The organism is Rathayibacter sp. AY1F8 (assembly GCF_002932165.1).
GTDB lineage: Bacteria > Actinomycetota > Actinomycetes > Actinomycetales > Microbacteriaceae > Rathayibacter.
The window spans coordinates 16,849-30,421 of the sequence record NZ_PSVB01000009.1 but is presented as its reverse complement, the minus strand read 5'-3'; the positions used below and the strand labels follow the sequence as shown (position 1 = coordinate 30,421).

The following is a 13,573-nucleotide window of genomic DNA, read 5'->3' as shown; positions in this document are numbered from 1 at the left end:
GGGGGTGGTACCGGTCTACGCCCCTCGGAGCCGGCCCTCAACGGGTTGCGCGGACGCAGTCGGCGGGGTTACGCGCGGCCGACCTTCTCCGGCGCCAGCTCCTCGATGGTGATGGCCGCGTTGATCAACGCGAGGTGGCTGAGCCCCTGCGGCAGGTTGCCCCAGAAGGCCAGGTCGTCGACCGCGATCATCTCGGACATGATCCCGACGTCGTTCGGGACCGTGGCGACGAGCTCGTCCATCAGGGCGACCGACTCGTCGTGCCGACCGACGCAGGCCAGGGCGGAGGCGAGCCAGAACGAGCAGGCCACGAACGGGTGCTCCTCGCCCTCCATGCCGGAGTAGCGGAACAGCAGCGCGCCGCGGCCGAGTTCCTTCACCAGGGCGTCGATGGTGGAGATCATCCGCTCACCGCGCTCGTAGCCGCTGGGCGCGTGCAGGAGCACCGAGGCGTCCAGCTCCTCGCTGCCCGGGTACATCACGTAGGAGCCGAGCTCCTCGGACCAGCAGTGCTCCTCGATCCACTCGCGGATGCGGTCGCGCTCGAAGCGCCAGCGGTCGGGGCTGCCCGCGACCTGGCCGAGCTCCGCCAGGTGCACGGCCGCGTCGAGCGCCTGCCAGCAGCCCATCTTCGAGGAGGTGTAGTGCTGCTCCTCCTCCAGCTCCCACATGCCCGCATCGCGGTTCCGCCACAGGTCGCAGGTGGTGTCGGCGACGCGGGCGAGGAGCCGACCGGTCTGGATGTCGAGGACGTTGCCCTCGTCGACGTAGATGCGGCAGATGTCGAAGAGGTCGCCGAAGACGCCCAGCTGCAGCTGGCTCTGCGCTGCGTTGCCGGCGACGACCGGGCCGATGCCGGCGTAGCCCGGGACGTCGAACTCCTCCAGGACGGTCGGCATGGAGCCGTCGAGTCCGTAGAAGATGTGCAGATCCGGTCCGTGCTCCTTGATCGTGCGGAGGAGCCAGGACAGCGCGGCGTGCGTCTCCTCGCGCAGGCCGAAGCGCACCAGCGCGTGCATCGTGTACGCGGCGTCGCGCACCCAGGCGAAGCGGTAGTCCCAGTTCTTGCCGCCGTTGGGCGACTCCGGGAGCGACGTGGTCGCGGCCGCGGCGATGGCTCCTGTGGGCGAGTAGATCAGCAGCTTGAGCGCGAGGGCGCTGCGCTGGACGGCCTCGGACCACGGGCCGTCGTAGGAGAACTCCTCCGACCAGTCCTGCCAGCTGCGGATGGTGCGGTCGATGCCGCGGTCGACGTTCTTCGCGACCGGGAAGTGCAGCGGCTCGTCGTGCGTGGCCGACACGACCAGGACGTGCCGCACGGCGTCCTTCCCCGCGGTCACGACGAAGGAGCCCGTCAGCTCGTCGCCGGCGCCGGAGGGCGCGTCGTCGCCGTCGGGCCCGTGCTCCTGCCCGGTGACGCCGATGGTGATGTCTCCGGCGCGGATGAGCGAGCGGCCGTCGGCGTTCTGGATCCACGGGGAGAACCGGCCGAGTCCCGTTCCGGGACGCACGGCCCAGCGCATCCGCACCTCGCCGTCGACACCGTCCACGCGGCGCGCGAGCTCGGCCCACGGGAGGCGGCCCGCGATCCCGGTGACGAGCGCGTCCGTCACGCGGACGGTGCCCGACTCGGTGGTGAAGGTGGTCTCGAGGACGTTCGTGTCGCGGATGTAGGCGCGCGAGACCTCGGCGGGCTCCTCGGGGGCGAGCTCGACGCAGCCGCCGGACTCGGCGTCGATCAGGGCGGCGAAGGCGGGGGTGGAGCCGAGGTCCGGGACGGGCATCCAGTCGACGCTGCCGTCCTTCGCGATCAGGGCGACCGTGCGACCGTCTCCGATCGCGGCGTAGTCGCGCAGGGGCCTGGTCGAGCGGGGTGCAGCCATCCCCTCACCGTAGGGCGCGGGCGGTGCGCCGATTCGGGCTTGCGGGCGGACGGGCTTGCTTGTAGCGCCCGGTCAGGTCGCGGCGACTCCGCCGTACTCCTCGAGGCGGTCGGTGAACTCGCCGCGGTCCTCGTCCTGCAGGACCCCGTTCGCGTACCCGGCGAGGAACGCGCCCTGCGGGTCCGGCGAGAGGCCGACTCCGTCCAGCATGTCGGCGACCAGGCCGGTCGGATCGGCGTCGAGGTCGACGAGGCCCATCTCGATCGCGGGCACGAGGTCGGCGGAGGAGCGCGCGGTGACGATCCAGAGCGCGGCCGACGCCTCCTCGTCCGAGAGGTCGCCGTCGAGCTCGTAGCCCGCCTCCGACCACTCCTCGGGGGTGTCGGCCACCTCGACGTCGTCGAAGCCGAGGGGCGAGAGCGCTGCGGTGAAGCGGTCGACCGCCGCCTGCCTGTCGGCGTCGGTCGAGACGTCGGCGGCGGCGTACTCGGTCGCCGAGATGTAGTCGTACAGAAGGGAGGGACCGCCGTAGGCGTTCTGCGACTGCTCGTAGTACTCGTCGTCGGCCGAGGTCCACTCCTCGGGGACGGCGCCCTCGACGGCCGCGACGGCCTGCTCGGCACTCGCGCGCACGTCCTCCGCGGACGGCTGGCCGAGGATCGTCGCGGCGTCGCCGTCCTGGTAGCCGGGGTAGTCGTAGAGCGGATCGGACGGGTCCCCGCTGCCGAACGGGTCGTCCGTCGGGTCGCCGAACGGCTCGGACGGAGCGCTCGTCGACGCGCTGCCGGCGGCGGAGTCGAGCGCGCCGCCCACTCCGACGGCGACGAGCGTGCCGAGCACGCCGGTGTAGACGACGCCCACGAGGAGGCTCGTGCCCAGCGCGATCCAGGCGCCCCTGCCGAGCGGGCGGCGGGAGGGGACGGAGCCCTGCGTCGGGCCCGGGGCGGGCGCGGGCGGCGGGCTCATCGGCATCTGGCTCATCGCACTCCTCCGGACTCCAACGGCAGCCTCGTCAGTCTGGCACCTCGGCGGGCGCTCGGAGGAGGGACCCCGGGGGCTTGCGCGCGCGTCGCCGACCTCCTGCGCCCGGGTGGCCGCCGCGTCGCCCCGGCCGGTGGACAATGGCCGGATGGACGACGTCGTGCCCGCCTCCCCGCTCCCCTCCCTCGGCGAGATCGACGCGGGACTCCGCGTCGTCGCTCTGCCGCTGCGCACCCGCTTCCGCGGTGTGGACCACCGCGAGATCGCGCTCGTGCGCGGCCCCGAGGGCTGGACCGAGTTCTCGCCCTTCCTCGAGTACGGCGCGGAGGAGTCGGCGGCGTGGCTCCGGGCGGCGATCGACTACGGCTGGAGCGAGCAGCCGGCACCGCTTCGCGACCGCATCCCGGTGAACGCGACCATCCCGGCCGTCGCACCGCACGAGGTCGCCGCCGTGCTCGCGAGCTACCACGGCTGCCGCACGGCGAAGGTGAAGGTCGCCGAGCGCGGCCAGACGCTGGCCGACGACGTGGCCCGGGTCGTCGAGGTCCGCCGCCTGCTCGGTCCGGAGGGCCGGATCCGCGTGGACGCGAACGGCGGCTGGAACCTCGACGAGGCCGAGCACGCCGTCCACGCCCTCGCGGAGTCCGACCTCGAGTACGTCGAGCAGCCGTGCGCGAGCGTCGACGAGCTGGCGGAGCTGCGCTACCGGGTGAAGTACATGGGCATCCCGATCGCCGCCGACGAGAGCGTCCGCAAGGCCGCCGATCCACTCGCCGTCGCCCGGGCCGGAGCCGCGGACCTGCTGGTCGTGAAGGCCCAGCCGCTCGGCGGGACGCGCCGGGCGCTGGCCCTCGTCGCCGAGGCGGGGCTGCCGGCGGTGGTCTCGAGCGCGATCGACAGCTCGGTCGGACTCGCCATGGGCGCCGCCCTGGCCGCGGCGCTCCCCGAGCTGCCCTTCGACTGCGGACTCGGCACCGCGTCCCTCCTCGCCGCGGACGTCACGGAGCGGCCGCTGCGGCCGGTGGACGGCGGGATCTCCGTCGGCCGCGTGGAGGTCTCGGAGGAGCTCCTCTCCCGTCACGCCGTGTCACCGGAGCGGCTCGCCTGGTGGCGGGCGCGGCTCCGCGACTCCTACGCGCTGCTCTGATCGTCGGCGGCGGGCGCCGCGTCGGAGGAGCGGCAGAATGGGAGCGTCGGCCGCCGGTGCCCGACGCGTCCCCCACCCTCGAGCATCGGAGCACCGTGAGCGCATCGACCGTCCCCGTCTTCCTCGACTGCGACACCGGCATCGACGACTCGCTCGCTCTGGCGTACCTCCTCCGCTCGCCCCGGGCCCGCCTCGTCGGGATCAGCACGGTCAGCGGCAACACCGACGCCCGCCGGGCCGCCGTCAACAGCCTCGGCCTGCTCGCGCTGGCCGGCCGCGACGACGTGCCGGTCGCCGTGGGGGCGCACCACTTCCTCGAGGAGGACTACGCCGGCGGATCTCCGCACGTGCACGGCGACGACGGCATCGGCGGGGTCGCGCTGCCCGAGGGCGGCGAGCCGGTCGACGAGGATCCGGCCGACCTCCTCCTCCGTCTCGCTCGTGAGCACGAGGGCGAGCTGCGGCTGGTCGCGATCGGCCCGCTGACGAATCTCGCGCTCGCCCTCCGTGCGCACCCGGAGATCGCGTCCCTCGTCCACTCGGTGACCGTGATGGGCGGAGCCGCGCTGGTCCCCGGCAACGTGACCGCCGTGGCGGAGGCCAACATCTGGCACGACCCTGCGGCCGCCGCCGAGGTCGTCGCGGCCGACTGGGATCTGACGCTCGTGCCCCTGGACGTGACCATGCGGCACCTGCTGACGGAGGAGGACCGCGCCGTCCTGCTCGCGTCGCCCGATCCCCTCGCGCAGGCCATCGGGCAGGCGCTCGACTTCTACTTCGACTTCTACGTCGGCCACTTCGGCGAGCGCACCGCTGCCATGCACGACCCCATGGCCGCCGCGATCGCCGTCGACGCCGTCGCCCTCACCTCCGTTCCGCGCGTCCACGTCACTGTCGACGCCACCCACGGCCCCGGCCGCGGCCAGACCGTCGCCGACCTCCGCGGCATCTACCGCGGCGTCCACCCCTTCGACGCCCGCACCCGCGTCGTCCTCGCCCTCGACGCCCCTTTCGCCCCCCACCTCATCGACGTCGTCACCGCCGTCTGACCCGTCCGCCGTCGCCCCCGACGTCCACCACCGCCACTCGACAGGCACGGATCCGCCCGCAGCCTGTCCATGCCCCCTGTGCGCGACACGCCCGCTCCGCGCACTACTCGACCAGCAGGCACCGCCCCCCCCCCCCTGCGCGTCCATCTGCGGAAACTCGACCGACTCGCTCCACGTTCGCGCCATGGGATCTCGATACGCGCGCTGCTCGCTACTCGATCAGCATGACCGGTCGGCCGCCGTCCCCCCGACCCTCCCGCGAAGCGCAGCCCACCCGGACCCCACCGCGAGGCGGACCCCACCCGGACCCGACCGCGAAGCGGAGCCCACCCGGTACCCGATCGCGAAGCGGAGCCCGGCCAGACCCGACCGCGATGCGGAGGCCCCCGCGGCGACCGCGAAGCGGAGCCGTCCTCAAAGCGTGTCCTGGTGGGCGGTCGGCGGGGCCTGGTGGGGTCGATCGCAAGGCGGAGGGGTCGGGCGTAGCGGAGCTACGTTCGTCGCCGACAACGCCGCGAGCGGCCCCGCCAGGCCCCGCCGACCCGATCGCAAGGCGGAGGCGTCGGGCGTAGCGGAGCTACGTTCGTCGCCGACAACGCCGCGAGCGGCCCCGCCAGGCCCCGCCGATCACATGCCGGTGTCGAGGCCGGAGTAGGCGTGGAGTCCCTTGAAGAACACGTTGACGACGCCGAAGTTGAACATGACGGCGGCGAAGCCGACGATGGCGAGCCAGGCGGAGGGGGTGCCGCGCCAGCCGCGGGTGGCGCGGGCGTGGATGTAGCCGGCGTAGATGGTCCAGATGATGAAGGTCCAGACCTCCTTGGTGTCCCAGCCCCAGTAACGGCCCCAGGCCTTCTCGGCCCAGACGGCGCCGGCGATGAGCGTGAAGGTCCAGAGGATGAAGCCGAGGATCGTGACGCGGTAGGCGAGGTTCTCGAGGGTGAGGGAGCTGGGCAGGGTGCGCAGGAAGCGGAGGACCGAGCGGGGGCTGTCGCCGGAGGATTCGCGGCGGGCCTGGAGGAGCTGGGTGACCGAGAGCGCGAAGCCGAGGGCGAAGAACGCGGTGCCGAGGATCGCGACGAGCACGTGGATGACCAGCCAGTAGGACTGGAGTGCCGGCGGGAGCGGGACGACGGCGACGTAGTAGTTGACGGTCGCGATGCCGAGGAGCACCAGGACGAGGCCGGTGATGAACGCTCCGAGGAAGCGGAGGTCCCAGCGCAGCTGGACGGCGAGGAAGACGCCGATGATGATGAGCGTCCCGGTCATCGAGAACTCGTACATGTTCGCCCAGGGGACGCGGCCGGCGGCGACGCCGCGGAGGACGGTCGCGCCGAGGTGGAGCACGAAGCCGAGGAGCGTGAGCGAGAACCCGATGCGCATGGTCTTCGAGCGGGCGGGGGCGCGGTAGACCTCGTCCTCGACGCGGCTGCCGATGCGGGAGAGCGTCGCGGTGCGTCCGGAGCCGGCGGCGGCGACGGTGGCCTTGCCGCTGGCCGCGCGGTCGGCGGCGGCCGCGGAGGCGACGCGCTCCGCCTCCTGGACGACCTCGATCGACTCGCCGTCGGCCAGGGAGGCGCGGCGGGCGAGGTCGATCGCGAAGAAGACGAACGCCATGGCGTAGATGCCCATGGCGGAGGAGAGGCACAGCACCGAGTACTGCGAGAGGGTCGCGATCACCTCCTCAGGGTAATCGCTCGCCGCCCCGCCCGCCCCTTCGCGCTTGCACAGACTCGGCCCCTGCCCAGCCGGGCGACGGCTGTGGAGGGGCGTCCGGGAGCCGGGTCAGTCGAGCGGGGCGTGCCGGTCGGCGATCGTCCGAACGGCGCGCACCAGCTGCGGGTCCTCGCCGCGGGCGAGTCCCGCGTACTCGAGGAGGAGGCCGCCGTCGTCCTGGGCGGTCGCCTTCACCCACACGCGGCGCCGCGGGACGAACAGCGAGGTGAGGAGTCCGGCGAGCACGAGGATCGCGAAGAGCAGCACCCAGCCCTGGGTCGCGTCGTGGTGGATGTCGAACGAGGCGAAGCGCTTGACGCTGTCGGTGCCGATCCGCGTCGGGTCGGCGCCCGTGTTGTCGAAGGTCACGCTGCCGAGCCCGTTCGGGAGCTCGGCCGTGTCGCCGGGCTTGAGGGTGATCGGCGCGACGCCGGTGGTGCCGCCGGTGAGCCGGGTCAGCGAGTCGGTGTTGAGCACGTAGACGGATGTGGGCACTCCCCCGTCGAGGCCGAGGTCGCCCGCGAAGACGTTCAGCGAGAGCACGGGGTACTGCAGGTCGGGGAAGATCGAGGTCGACGCCCCGGAGGCCAGCGTGTCCTGCGTCGGGTAGAAGAATCCGGTGAGGCCCAGCTGCTCGGAGAGCCCGTCCGGCACCTTGACGACGCCGACGGAGGTCAGGTTCGCGTCCTGCGGGAGGAACGGCACCGAGTCGGTGAAGATCGCCCGGCCGGAGGGATCCCGGACCGTGATCGTCGGCGCGTAGCCGTTGCCGAGGAGGTAGACGTTCGTGCCGCCGATCGCCAGCGGGTCGTTGACCTTGATCGTGCGGTCCTCGGTGCCCCCGCCGCGCTCGGAGGTCGTGACGTTCGCGGTGAAGTCGACGGGCTGGCCGAGCGCCGACTGGTTCTGCTCCTCGTACTTCACGTCGAGGCTGTCGAGGGTCAGCTGGTACGGGTCGAGCTGGCTGCTGTCGAAGAAGCGACCGGGGTTGAAGGAGTCGTAGGCCGCGAGGTTGTTCGCGAACCCCTGGGAGCCCTCGACCAGCACGCGCTGCCCGCTGTAGCCGAATCCGCCGCCCACTCCGACGGCGACGAGGATGCCGACCAGGGCGGAGTGGAAGACCAGGTTGCCGGTCTCGCGGAGGTAGCCGCGCTCGGCCGAGACGCTCGACCAGCGGCCGCGCGGGTCGTCGTAGCGCTCGACGCGGTAGCCCGCCCGGCGCAGGACGGAGTGGGCGGAGGCGACGGCCTCCTCCTCCGTCGCGCCCTCGACCTCGCGGACGGTGTAGCCGGCGAGGCGCTGCAGGCGCGCGGGGGTGCGCGGCGGGCGCGACCGCATCGCCTGGAAGTGGTGGCGCGTGCGCGGGACGATGCAGCCGATCAGGGAGATGAACAGCAGCAGGTAGATGCTCGAGAACCAGGCGGAGGTGTAGGTGTCGAACGCCTGCACCCTGTCGAGCAGGGGCGCGAGGTCGGGGTTGTCGACGAAGTACTGGGTCACGCCGTTGGGGTCGGAGGAGCGCTGCGGCACGAGCGATCCGGGGACCGCCGCGATCGCCAGCAGCAGCAGGAGGAACAGCGCCGTGCGCATGCTGGTGAGCTGGCGCCACATCCAGCGGAGCCAGCCGGTGAACCCTAGCGCCGGCTGCGTGACGGTGCCGTCGGAGTCGTAGTGGTCGGCGGGGCGGAAGGAGGCGTCCGTCCTCCGCTGCGCGGCCTCGTCGGGGCGGCGCGTGCTCTCCTCGGGCTCAGATCGCCGGCTGGAAGCCATCGATCACCGCCGAGAGGGATCCGTAGACGAGGGTGTTCCAGATGCCCGTGACCATCAGGACTCCGATCAGGACGAGGGCGGCGCCGCCGAGGACGTTGACCACGCGGATGTGGCGCTTCACGAAGGCGAGCGTGCTGGTCACCCAGCTGAAGCCGAAGGCGACGAGGAGGAAGGGGATGCCGAGTCCGAGGCAGTAGACCAGGGCGAGGAGGGCGCCGCGCCAGGGCGAGCCCACGCCGTAGCTGAGGGCGAGGATCGAGCTCAGCGTCGGGCCGAGGCAGGGCGTCCAGCCGACGCCGAAGACGATGCCGAGCAGCGGCGCTCCGATCAGCCCGGTGGCGGGACGGATCCCGGGCCGGAGCGTGCGCTGGAGGAACGAGAACTGCCCGATGAAGACGAGCCCCATCGCGATCACGACGAGCCCGAGGACGCGGGTGATCAGGTCGGTGTACTGGCGCAGCCAGAAGCCGACCGTGCCCGCCGCCGCCCCGTAGAGGACGAACACCAGCGAGAATCCGAGCACGAAGAGGAGGACCCCCAGCACGACCCGGCGGCGTCCGCGGGCCGCCCGCTCGTCGGCGTCGGTGAATCCGCCGACGTAGGCGAGGTAGCCGGGCACCAGCGGGAGCACGCAGGGCGACGCGAAGGACACGAGCCCGGCCAGGAGCGCGATCGGCACGGCCAGCAGGAGCTGACCGCTGACGACGATGTCGCCCACGCCGCTACTGCCCCTCGGCGAGCGTGTCGCCCACGAGGGTCGAGAGGATCGACGCCTCCTGGAGCTGGCCGAGGATGCGCGACGCGACGCGCCCCTCCCTGTCGAGGACGAGCGTCGTGGGCACGGCGTTCGGCGGGACGGTGCCGGTGAAAGCGAGCTGCACCGACGAGTCGGTGTCGACGATGGAGGGGTAGCCGAGCCCGAAGGTCTCGGCGAAGGCGGCCGCGGTGGGGGCCTGATCGCGCACGTTGACGCCGACGAACGACACGCCCTTGTCGGCGAACTCCGTGTTCACCGTCTCGAGGTCAGCGGCCTCGGCGCGGCACGGGGCGCAGCTGGCGTACCAGAAGTTGACGACGACGACCTGCCCGGCGAGGTCGGCGGAGTCGATGGTAGCGCCGGTCTCGTCGGTGCCGGAGAAGACGATGGGGTCGTCCCGGTCGGCGGCGGCGATCTCGGTGACGGTGCCGTCCCCCGAGATGTAGCCCTTGTTGCTGCCGTTGCGGTACTGGTCGGCGAGCGGATCCTCGGAGCAGCCCGTCAGCGCGAGCGCGGCGGCCAGCGCGAGGACGCCCGCGGCGCGGAGCCGCCCCGTCCGGCGCATCAGACCGCTCCCACGTCGGTGGCCAGGCCCTGCAGGCCGGCGGCCGGGTCGGAGTAGCCGACCTCGACGAAGCCGTCGCCGCGGCGCTCGAGGGTCGTGATGCTCGAGAGGGCGCAGCGGCGCTTGCGCGGATCGTGGAAGAGGCGCTCGCCGGCAAGGGCGCGGTGGACCGTCCAGATGGGGAGCTGGTGGCTGACGATCGCGGCGTCGCCCTCCTCCGTGCTCTCCCACGCCGACTCGATCGCCGCGTACATCCGCGCCGAGATGGAGAGGTACGGCTCGCCCCAGCTGGGCTCGAAGGGGTTGCGGAGCCAGGGCCAGTGCTTGGGGTTCCGCAGGGCGGAGCTGCGCGCGGCGAGGGACTTCCCCTCGAAGCGGTTGCTCGGCTCGATCACCCGCTCATCGGTGCGGATCTCGAGCTCGAACGCCTGCGAGATGGGCTGCGCGGACTCCTGCGTGCGCTGGAGCGGCGACGCGATCAGCGCCGTGACGTGGCGCCGGCGCTCGAGCAGGTCGTCGGCGGCGGAGCGGGCCATGCGGTGGCCCAGATCCGAGAGCCGGAAGTTCGGGAGTCGTCCGTAGAGGACCCGGTCGGGGTTGAACACCTCGCCGTGCCGCACGAGATGGATCTGATCGGCAACCACGAGCGTCAAGTGTACGGAACGCGGCGTGGGGGAACGCCGGGAAAGGGTCGCCTGAGCCGGACCTGAGCGGAGCCTCAGCGGCGCGCCGAGACCGCCGCCGACAGCCGCCGCACGAGCGGTCCGGGCAGGTGCCGTACCACGGCCATCGGGACCCCGAAGCGCACCGACGGCACCGAGACGACGGAGCCGCGCGCGACGTCGCGGAGGAACTCCTCCACCACCGCGTCCGCATCGAGCCAGAGGAAGGAGGGGATGGAGGAGGTGTCCATCGCCGCCCGCTCGTGGAACTCGGTGCGCACCCAGCCCGGGCAGAGCGCGGCCGAGCGGACGCCGGTGCCGCGCAGCTCGACGGCCAGCGACTGCGCGAAGGCGGTCGCCCACGCCTTCACCGCGGAGTAGGGACCGAGGTGCACGAAGCCCGCGACGCTCGAGACCGTGAGGATCGCGCCGCGGCCGCGGGTGGTCATCGCCTCGGCCGCCGCGCCCGAGAGCACGGCGACCGAGCGCACCATCACCTCGAAGGCGCGGTCCTGGGCGGCGACGTCCGGCTCGGCGAAGGTCCCGTCGATCCCGAAGCCGGCGTTGTTGACGAGGACGCGGACCGGACGGGCCGGATCGACGAGCCGCGCGCGCACGCGCTCGACCTGCTCGCGGTCGCCGAGGTCCGCGGGCAGGACCTCGACCGCCGCGGCGCCGAGGCCGCGCAGTCCGGCCGCCGCCTCCTGGAGGCGCTGCTCGCTGCGGGCGACGAGGACGAGGCTCCAGCCGCGGCGCGCGAACGCCCGGGCGAAGGCGAGGCCGATGCCGGAGGACGCGCCGGTGATCAGTGCGGTGCTCATGCTCCGACGCTACCCGTCGCCGCCCGGCGGCCCCCGAGTAGACTCCCCTACCGTGACCGACGAGACCCGCCTCCCCCGAACCACTGTCAAGAAGCTCGCCGCGCTCGAGGACGGACCCGTCCGCGTGTCCGGCTGGGTCGAGACCGTGCGCGACCAGAAGAAGGTGCAGTTCGTCGTCCTGCGCGACGAGTCCGGTGCCGTGCAGCTGGTGAACCCGGCCGTGCGCGAGGCCGTCGAGGGCGACGACGCGTCGGCTGCGCGCCTCGCGATCACCGAGGAGATCTCCGGCCTCGCCCAGGGCTCCTTCATCACCGTCACCGGCGCGCTCAAGCACGACGAGCGCGTGAAGCTCGGCGGCATCGAGGTCAAGCTCGAGACGCTCGAGGTCGTCGCCGCGTCGATCCCGGAGGCGCCGATCGCGCCCGACTCCGGCATCGACAAGCGCATGGACTGGCGCTTCCTCGACCTGCGCCGTCCCGAGCAGAACCTCATCGCCCGTGTGCAGACCACGTTCGAGCACGCGCTGCGCACGTACTGGATCGAGCACGACTTCATCGAGATCCACACCCCGAAGCTCATGGCGAGCGCCTCGGAGTCGCGGGCCGAGCTCTTCGAGGTCGAGTACTTCGAGACGAAGGCCTACCTGGCGCAGAGCCCCCAGTTCTTCAAGCAGATGGCGCAGCCCGCCGGCTTCGGCAAGGTCTTCGAGGTCGGCCCCGCCTTCCGCGCCGACCCGAGCTTCACCTCGCGTCACGCGACCGAGTTCACGAGCGTCGACGCCGAGGTCTCCTGGATCGACTCGCACGAGGACGTCATGGAGCTGCACGAGCAGCTGATGGTCGCCGGCCTCACCGCCGTCGTCGAGAAGCACGGCGCCGAGGTCAAGGCGCTCTTCGACATCGACCTGACCGTCCCGACCACGCCGTTCCCGCGCATCCCGCTCGCCGAGGCCAAGCGCATCGTCGCCGAGCGCGGCTACGAGGTGCCCCGCGCCGACGACGACATGGACCCCGAGGGCGAGCGCCGCATCGCGGCCTACGTGCAGGAGGAGTTCGGGCACGACTTCGTGTTCCTCACCGACTACGCGTCGAGCATCCGGCCGTTCTACCACATGCGCCGCGAGGGCGACGGGACGATCACCAACAGCTACGACCTCATCTACAACGGCGTCGAGATCTCGACCGGAGCGCAGCGCGAGCACCGCGTCGACGTCCTCGTCGAGCAGGCCCGCGAGAAGGGCCTGGACCCGGAGGAGCTCGAGTTCTACCTCGACTTCTTCCGCTACGGCGTCCCGCCGCACGGCGGCTTCGGCATGGGCCTCTCGCGCGTGATCATGCTGATGCTGAACCAGGCGAACCTCCGCGAGGTCACCTACCTGTTCCGCGGCCCGACCCGCCTGCTGCCCTAGGCGCGCACCACGGTCGAGGGAACCCCGGACCATCGCGACCGCCGCGGACGGCGGGTCCCCTCGACGGGCCGGGGTTCCCTCGCGCCAGCGGCTAGGGAGCCGGCAGCACCACGAGGTCGAGGTAGTCGGCCAGGCACGCCACCATGTCCACCGCGTCGCGCTCGAGCAGCCACTGCAGCTGCACGCCGTCCCAGAGCGCGATGATCGACGCCGCCACCCGCTCCGGATCGGACCCCTCGCGGAGGCGCCCGGCGGCCTGGAGCTCGCGCAGCTCGGCCGTGTACTCGCTGCGGAGCCGGCGGAACCGCGCGGCGAAGAAGTCGCGCCCCGGGTGCTCCTGCGTCGTCGACTCGCCGCAGAGCACGGCGTACAGCTCGATCACTCCGGGCGCCGTCTCGTTGTAGCGGGTCTGCCGCAGGATGCCGGCGACCAGCCCCTCCTCCGGGTCCGGCGGCGAGGAACCGTCGCCCGTGATCAGGTCGCGGTGCTCGAGGACCGCGAAGAGCAGGTCGGTCTTCGACGGGAAGTAGTGCAGGAGGCTCGTCTGGCTGAGCCCGACGCGGTCGGCGACCTCCTGGAGGGAGCCGCGGGCGTAGCCCCGCGCGGCGAAGACCTGGTGGGCGGCCTCGATGATGGCGCGGCGGCGCTCGGCCGACTTCGCGTACGGGCCGCGTCGCCTCGTCGCCTCCGCCATCGACCCCTCCTCAGCACTGGAGGCGCCTCGCCGTGCCCCTCGAACGGCCAGCGTAGCGGCGGCGGAGGAGCAGTGCCGCCAATTTCGAGTACCTACTCGAATTCGTGGTAGCGTCCCGAT

The 13,573-nt window shown here is 72.4% G+C and carries 12 protein-coding genes; 3 read left to right on the top strand and 9 right to left on the bottom strand.

Annotation, left to right across the window (positions count from 1 at the left end; genetic code table 11):
* Positions 1-68: 68 nt before the first annotated feature.
* Entirely contained in the window at positions 69-1,883 is a 1,815-nt protein-coding gene (locus tag C5C35_RS08590) for a glycoside hydrolase family 15 protein (protein WP_104247930.1), read from the bottom strand.
* 72 nt (positions 1,884-1,955) lie between these two features.
* Complete coding sequence (locus C5C35_RS08585; protein WP_104262954.1) at positions 1,956-2,864, bottom strand: hypothetical protein; 909 nt, start codon at positions 2,862-2,864, stop codon at positions 1,956-1,958.
* A 148-nt stretch (positions 2,865-3,012) separates the two neighbouring features.
* Between C5C35_RS08585 and C5C35_RS08580 the strand changes: the two genes are divergently transcribed.
* Positions 3,013-4,011, top strand: coding sequence for an o-succinylbenzoate synthase (locus C5C35_RS08580; protein WP_104262953.1), 999 nt, complete (start codon positions 3,013-3,015; stop codon positions 4,009-4,011).
* Between the two features lie 95 nt (positions 4,012-4,106).
* On the top strand, positions 4,107-5,060 hold the full coding sequence (locus C5C35_RS08575; protein WP_104262986.1) for a nucleoside hydrolase: 954 nt from the start codon (positions 4,107-4,109) through the stop codon (positions 5,058-5,060).
* A 627-nt stretch (positions 5,061-5,687) separates the two neighbouring features.
* On the opposite strand, the gene ccsB is transcribed toward C5C35_RS08575, so the two are convergent.
* The 6 genes from ccsB to C5C35_RS08545 all read right to left on the bottom strand — a co-directional run bounded on the left by ccsB (position 5,688) and on the right by C5C35_RS08545 (position 11,351).
* On the bottom strand, positions 5,688-6,692 hold the full coding sequence (gene ccsB, locus C5C35_RS08570; RefSeq protein ID WP_104224871.1) for a c-type cytochrome biogenesis protein CcsB: 1,005 nt from the start codon (positions 6,690-6,692) through the stop codon (positions 5,688-5,690).
* 153 nt (positions 6,693-6,845) lie between these two features.
* Entirely contained in the window at positions 6,846-8,546 is a 1,701-nt protein-coding gene (locus C5C35_RS08565; RefSeq protein ID WP_104225914.1) for a cytochrome c biogenesis protein ResB, read from the bottom strand.
* Complete coding sequence (locus C5C35_RS08560) at positions 8,524-9,264, bottom strand: cytochrome c biogenesis CcdA family protein (RefSeq protein ID WP_258060562.1); 741 nt, start codon at positions 9,262-9,264, stop codon at positions 8,524-8,526. Before C5C35_RS08560 ends, C5C35_RS08565 begins: the two co-directional genes overlap by 23 nt.
* A 4-nt stretch (positions 9,265-9,268) precedes the next feature.
* The gene (locus C5C35_RS08555) at positions 9,269-9,868 is read right to left on the bottom strand and encodes a TlpA disulfide reductase family protein (protein ID WP_104262952.1); all 600 of its coding nucleotides are present in this window, start codon (positions 9,866-9,868) and stop codon (positions 9,269-9,271) included.
* On the bottom strand, positions 9,868-10,512 hold the full coding sequence (locus tag C5C35_RS08550) for a histidine phosphatase family protein (protein ID WP_104224864.1): 645 nt from the start codon (positions 10,510-10,512) through the stop codon (positions 9,868-9,870). Before C5C35_RS08550 ends, C5C35_RS08555 begins: the two co-directional genes overlap by 1 nt.
* Positions 10,513-10,586: 74 nt before the next feature.
* Positions 10,587-11,351, bottom strand: a complete 765-nt coding sequence (locus tag C5C35_RS08545) for an SDR family oxidoreductase (protein WP_104262951.1) — start codon at positions 11,349-11,351, stop codon at positions 10,587-10,589.
* Between the two features lie 52 nt (positions 11,352-11,403).
* On the opposite strand from C5C35_RS08545, the gene aspS reads away from it, so the two are divergent.
* Positions 11,404-12,759 (top strand): aspartate--tRNA(Asn) ligase, encoded by a 1,356-nt coding sequence (gene aspS / locus C5C35_RS08540; RefSeq protein ID WP_244229585.1) that lies wholly within the window; start codon positions 11,404-11,406, stop codon positions 12,757-12,759.
* 91 nt (positions 12,760-12,850) lie between these two features.
* On the opposite strand, the gene C5C35_RS08535 is transcribed toward aspS, so the two are convergent.
* On the bottom strand, positions 12,851-13,453 hold the full coding sequence (locus tag C5C35_RS08535; RefSeq protein ID WP_244230513.1) for a TetR/AcrR family transcriptional regulator: 603 nt from the start codon (positions 13,451-13,453) through the stop codon (positions 12,851-12,853).
* Positions 13,454-13,573 lie beyond the last annotated feature (120 nt).

What these genes read in the sequence shown, in the direction of transcription:
- C5C35_RS08555 (WP_104262952.1), bottom strand. Translation starts at nt 9,868, where the DNA reads ATGCGCCGGACGGGGCGGCTCCGCGCCGCGGGCGTCCTCGCGCTGGCC.
- C5C35_RS08590 (WP_104247930.1), bottom strand. Translation starts at nt 1,883, where the DNA reads ATGGCTGCACCCCGCTCGACCAGGCCCCTGCGCGACTACGCCGCGATC.
- ccsB (WP_104224871.1), bottom strand. Translation starts at nt 6,692, where the DNA reads ATGGGCATCTACGCCATGGCGTTCGTCTTCTTCGCGATCGACCTCGCC.
- C5C35_RS08585 (WP_104262954.1), bottom strand. Translation starts at nt 2,864, where the DNA reads ATGAGCCAGATGCCGATGAGCCCGCCGCCCGCGCCCGCCCCGGGCCCG.
- C5C35_RS08545 (WP_104262951.1), bottom strand. Translation starts at nt 11,351, where the DNA reads ATGAGCACCGCACTGATCACCGGCGCGTCCTCCGGCATCGGCCTCGCC.
- C5C35_RS08535 (WP_244230513.1), bottom strand. Translation starts at nt 13,453, where the DNA reads ATGGCGGAGGCGACGAGGCGACGCGGCCCGTACGCGAAGTCGGCCGAG.
- C5C35_RS08580 (WP_104262953.1), top strand. Translation starts at nt 3,013, where the DNA reads ATGGACGACGTCGTGCCCGCCTCCCCGCTCCCCTCCCTCGGCGAGATC.
- C5C35_RS08565 (WP_104225914.1), bottom strand. Translation starts at nt 8,546, where the DNA reads ATGGCTTCCAGCCGGCGATCTGAGCCCGAGGAGAGCACGCGCCGCCCC.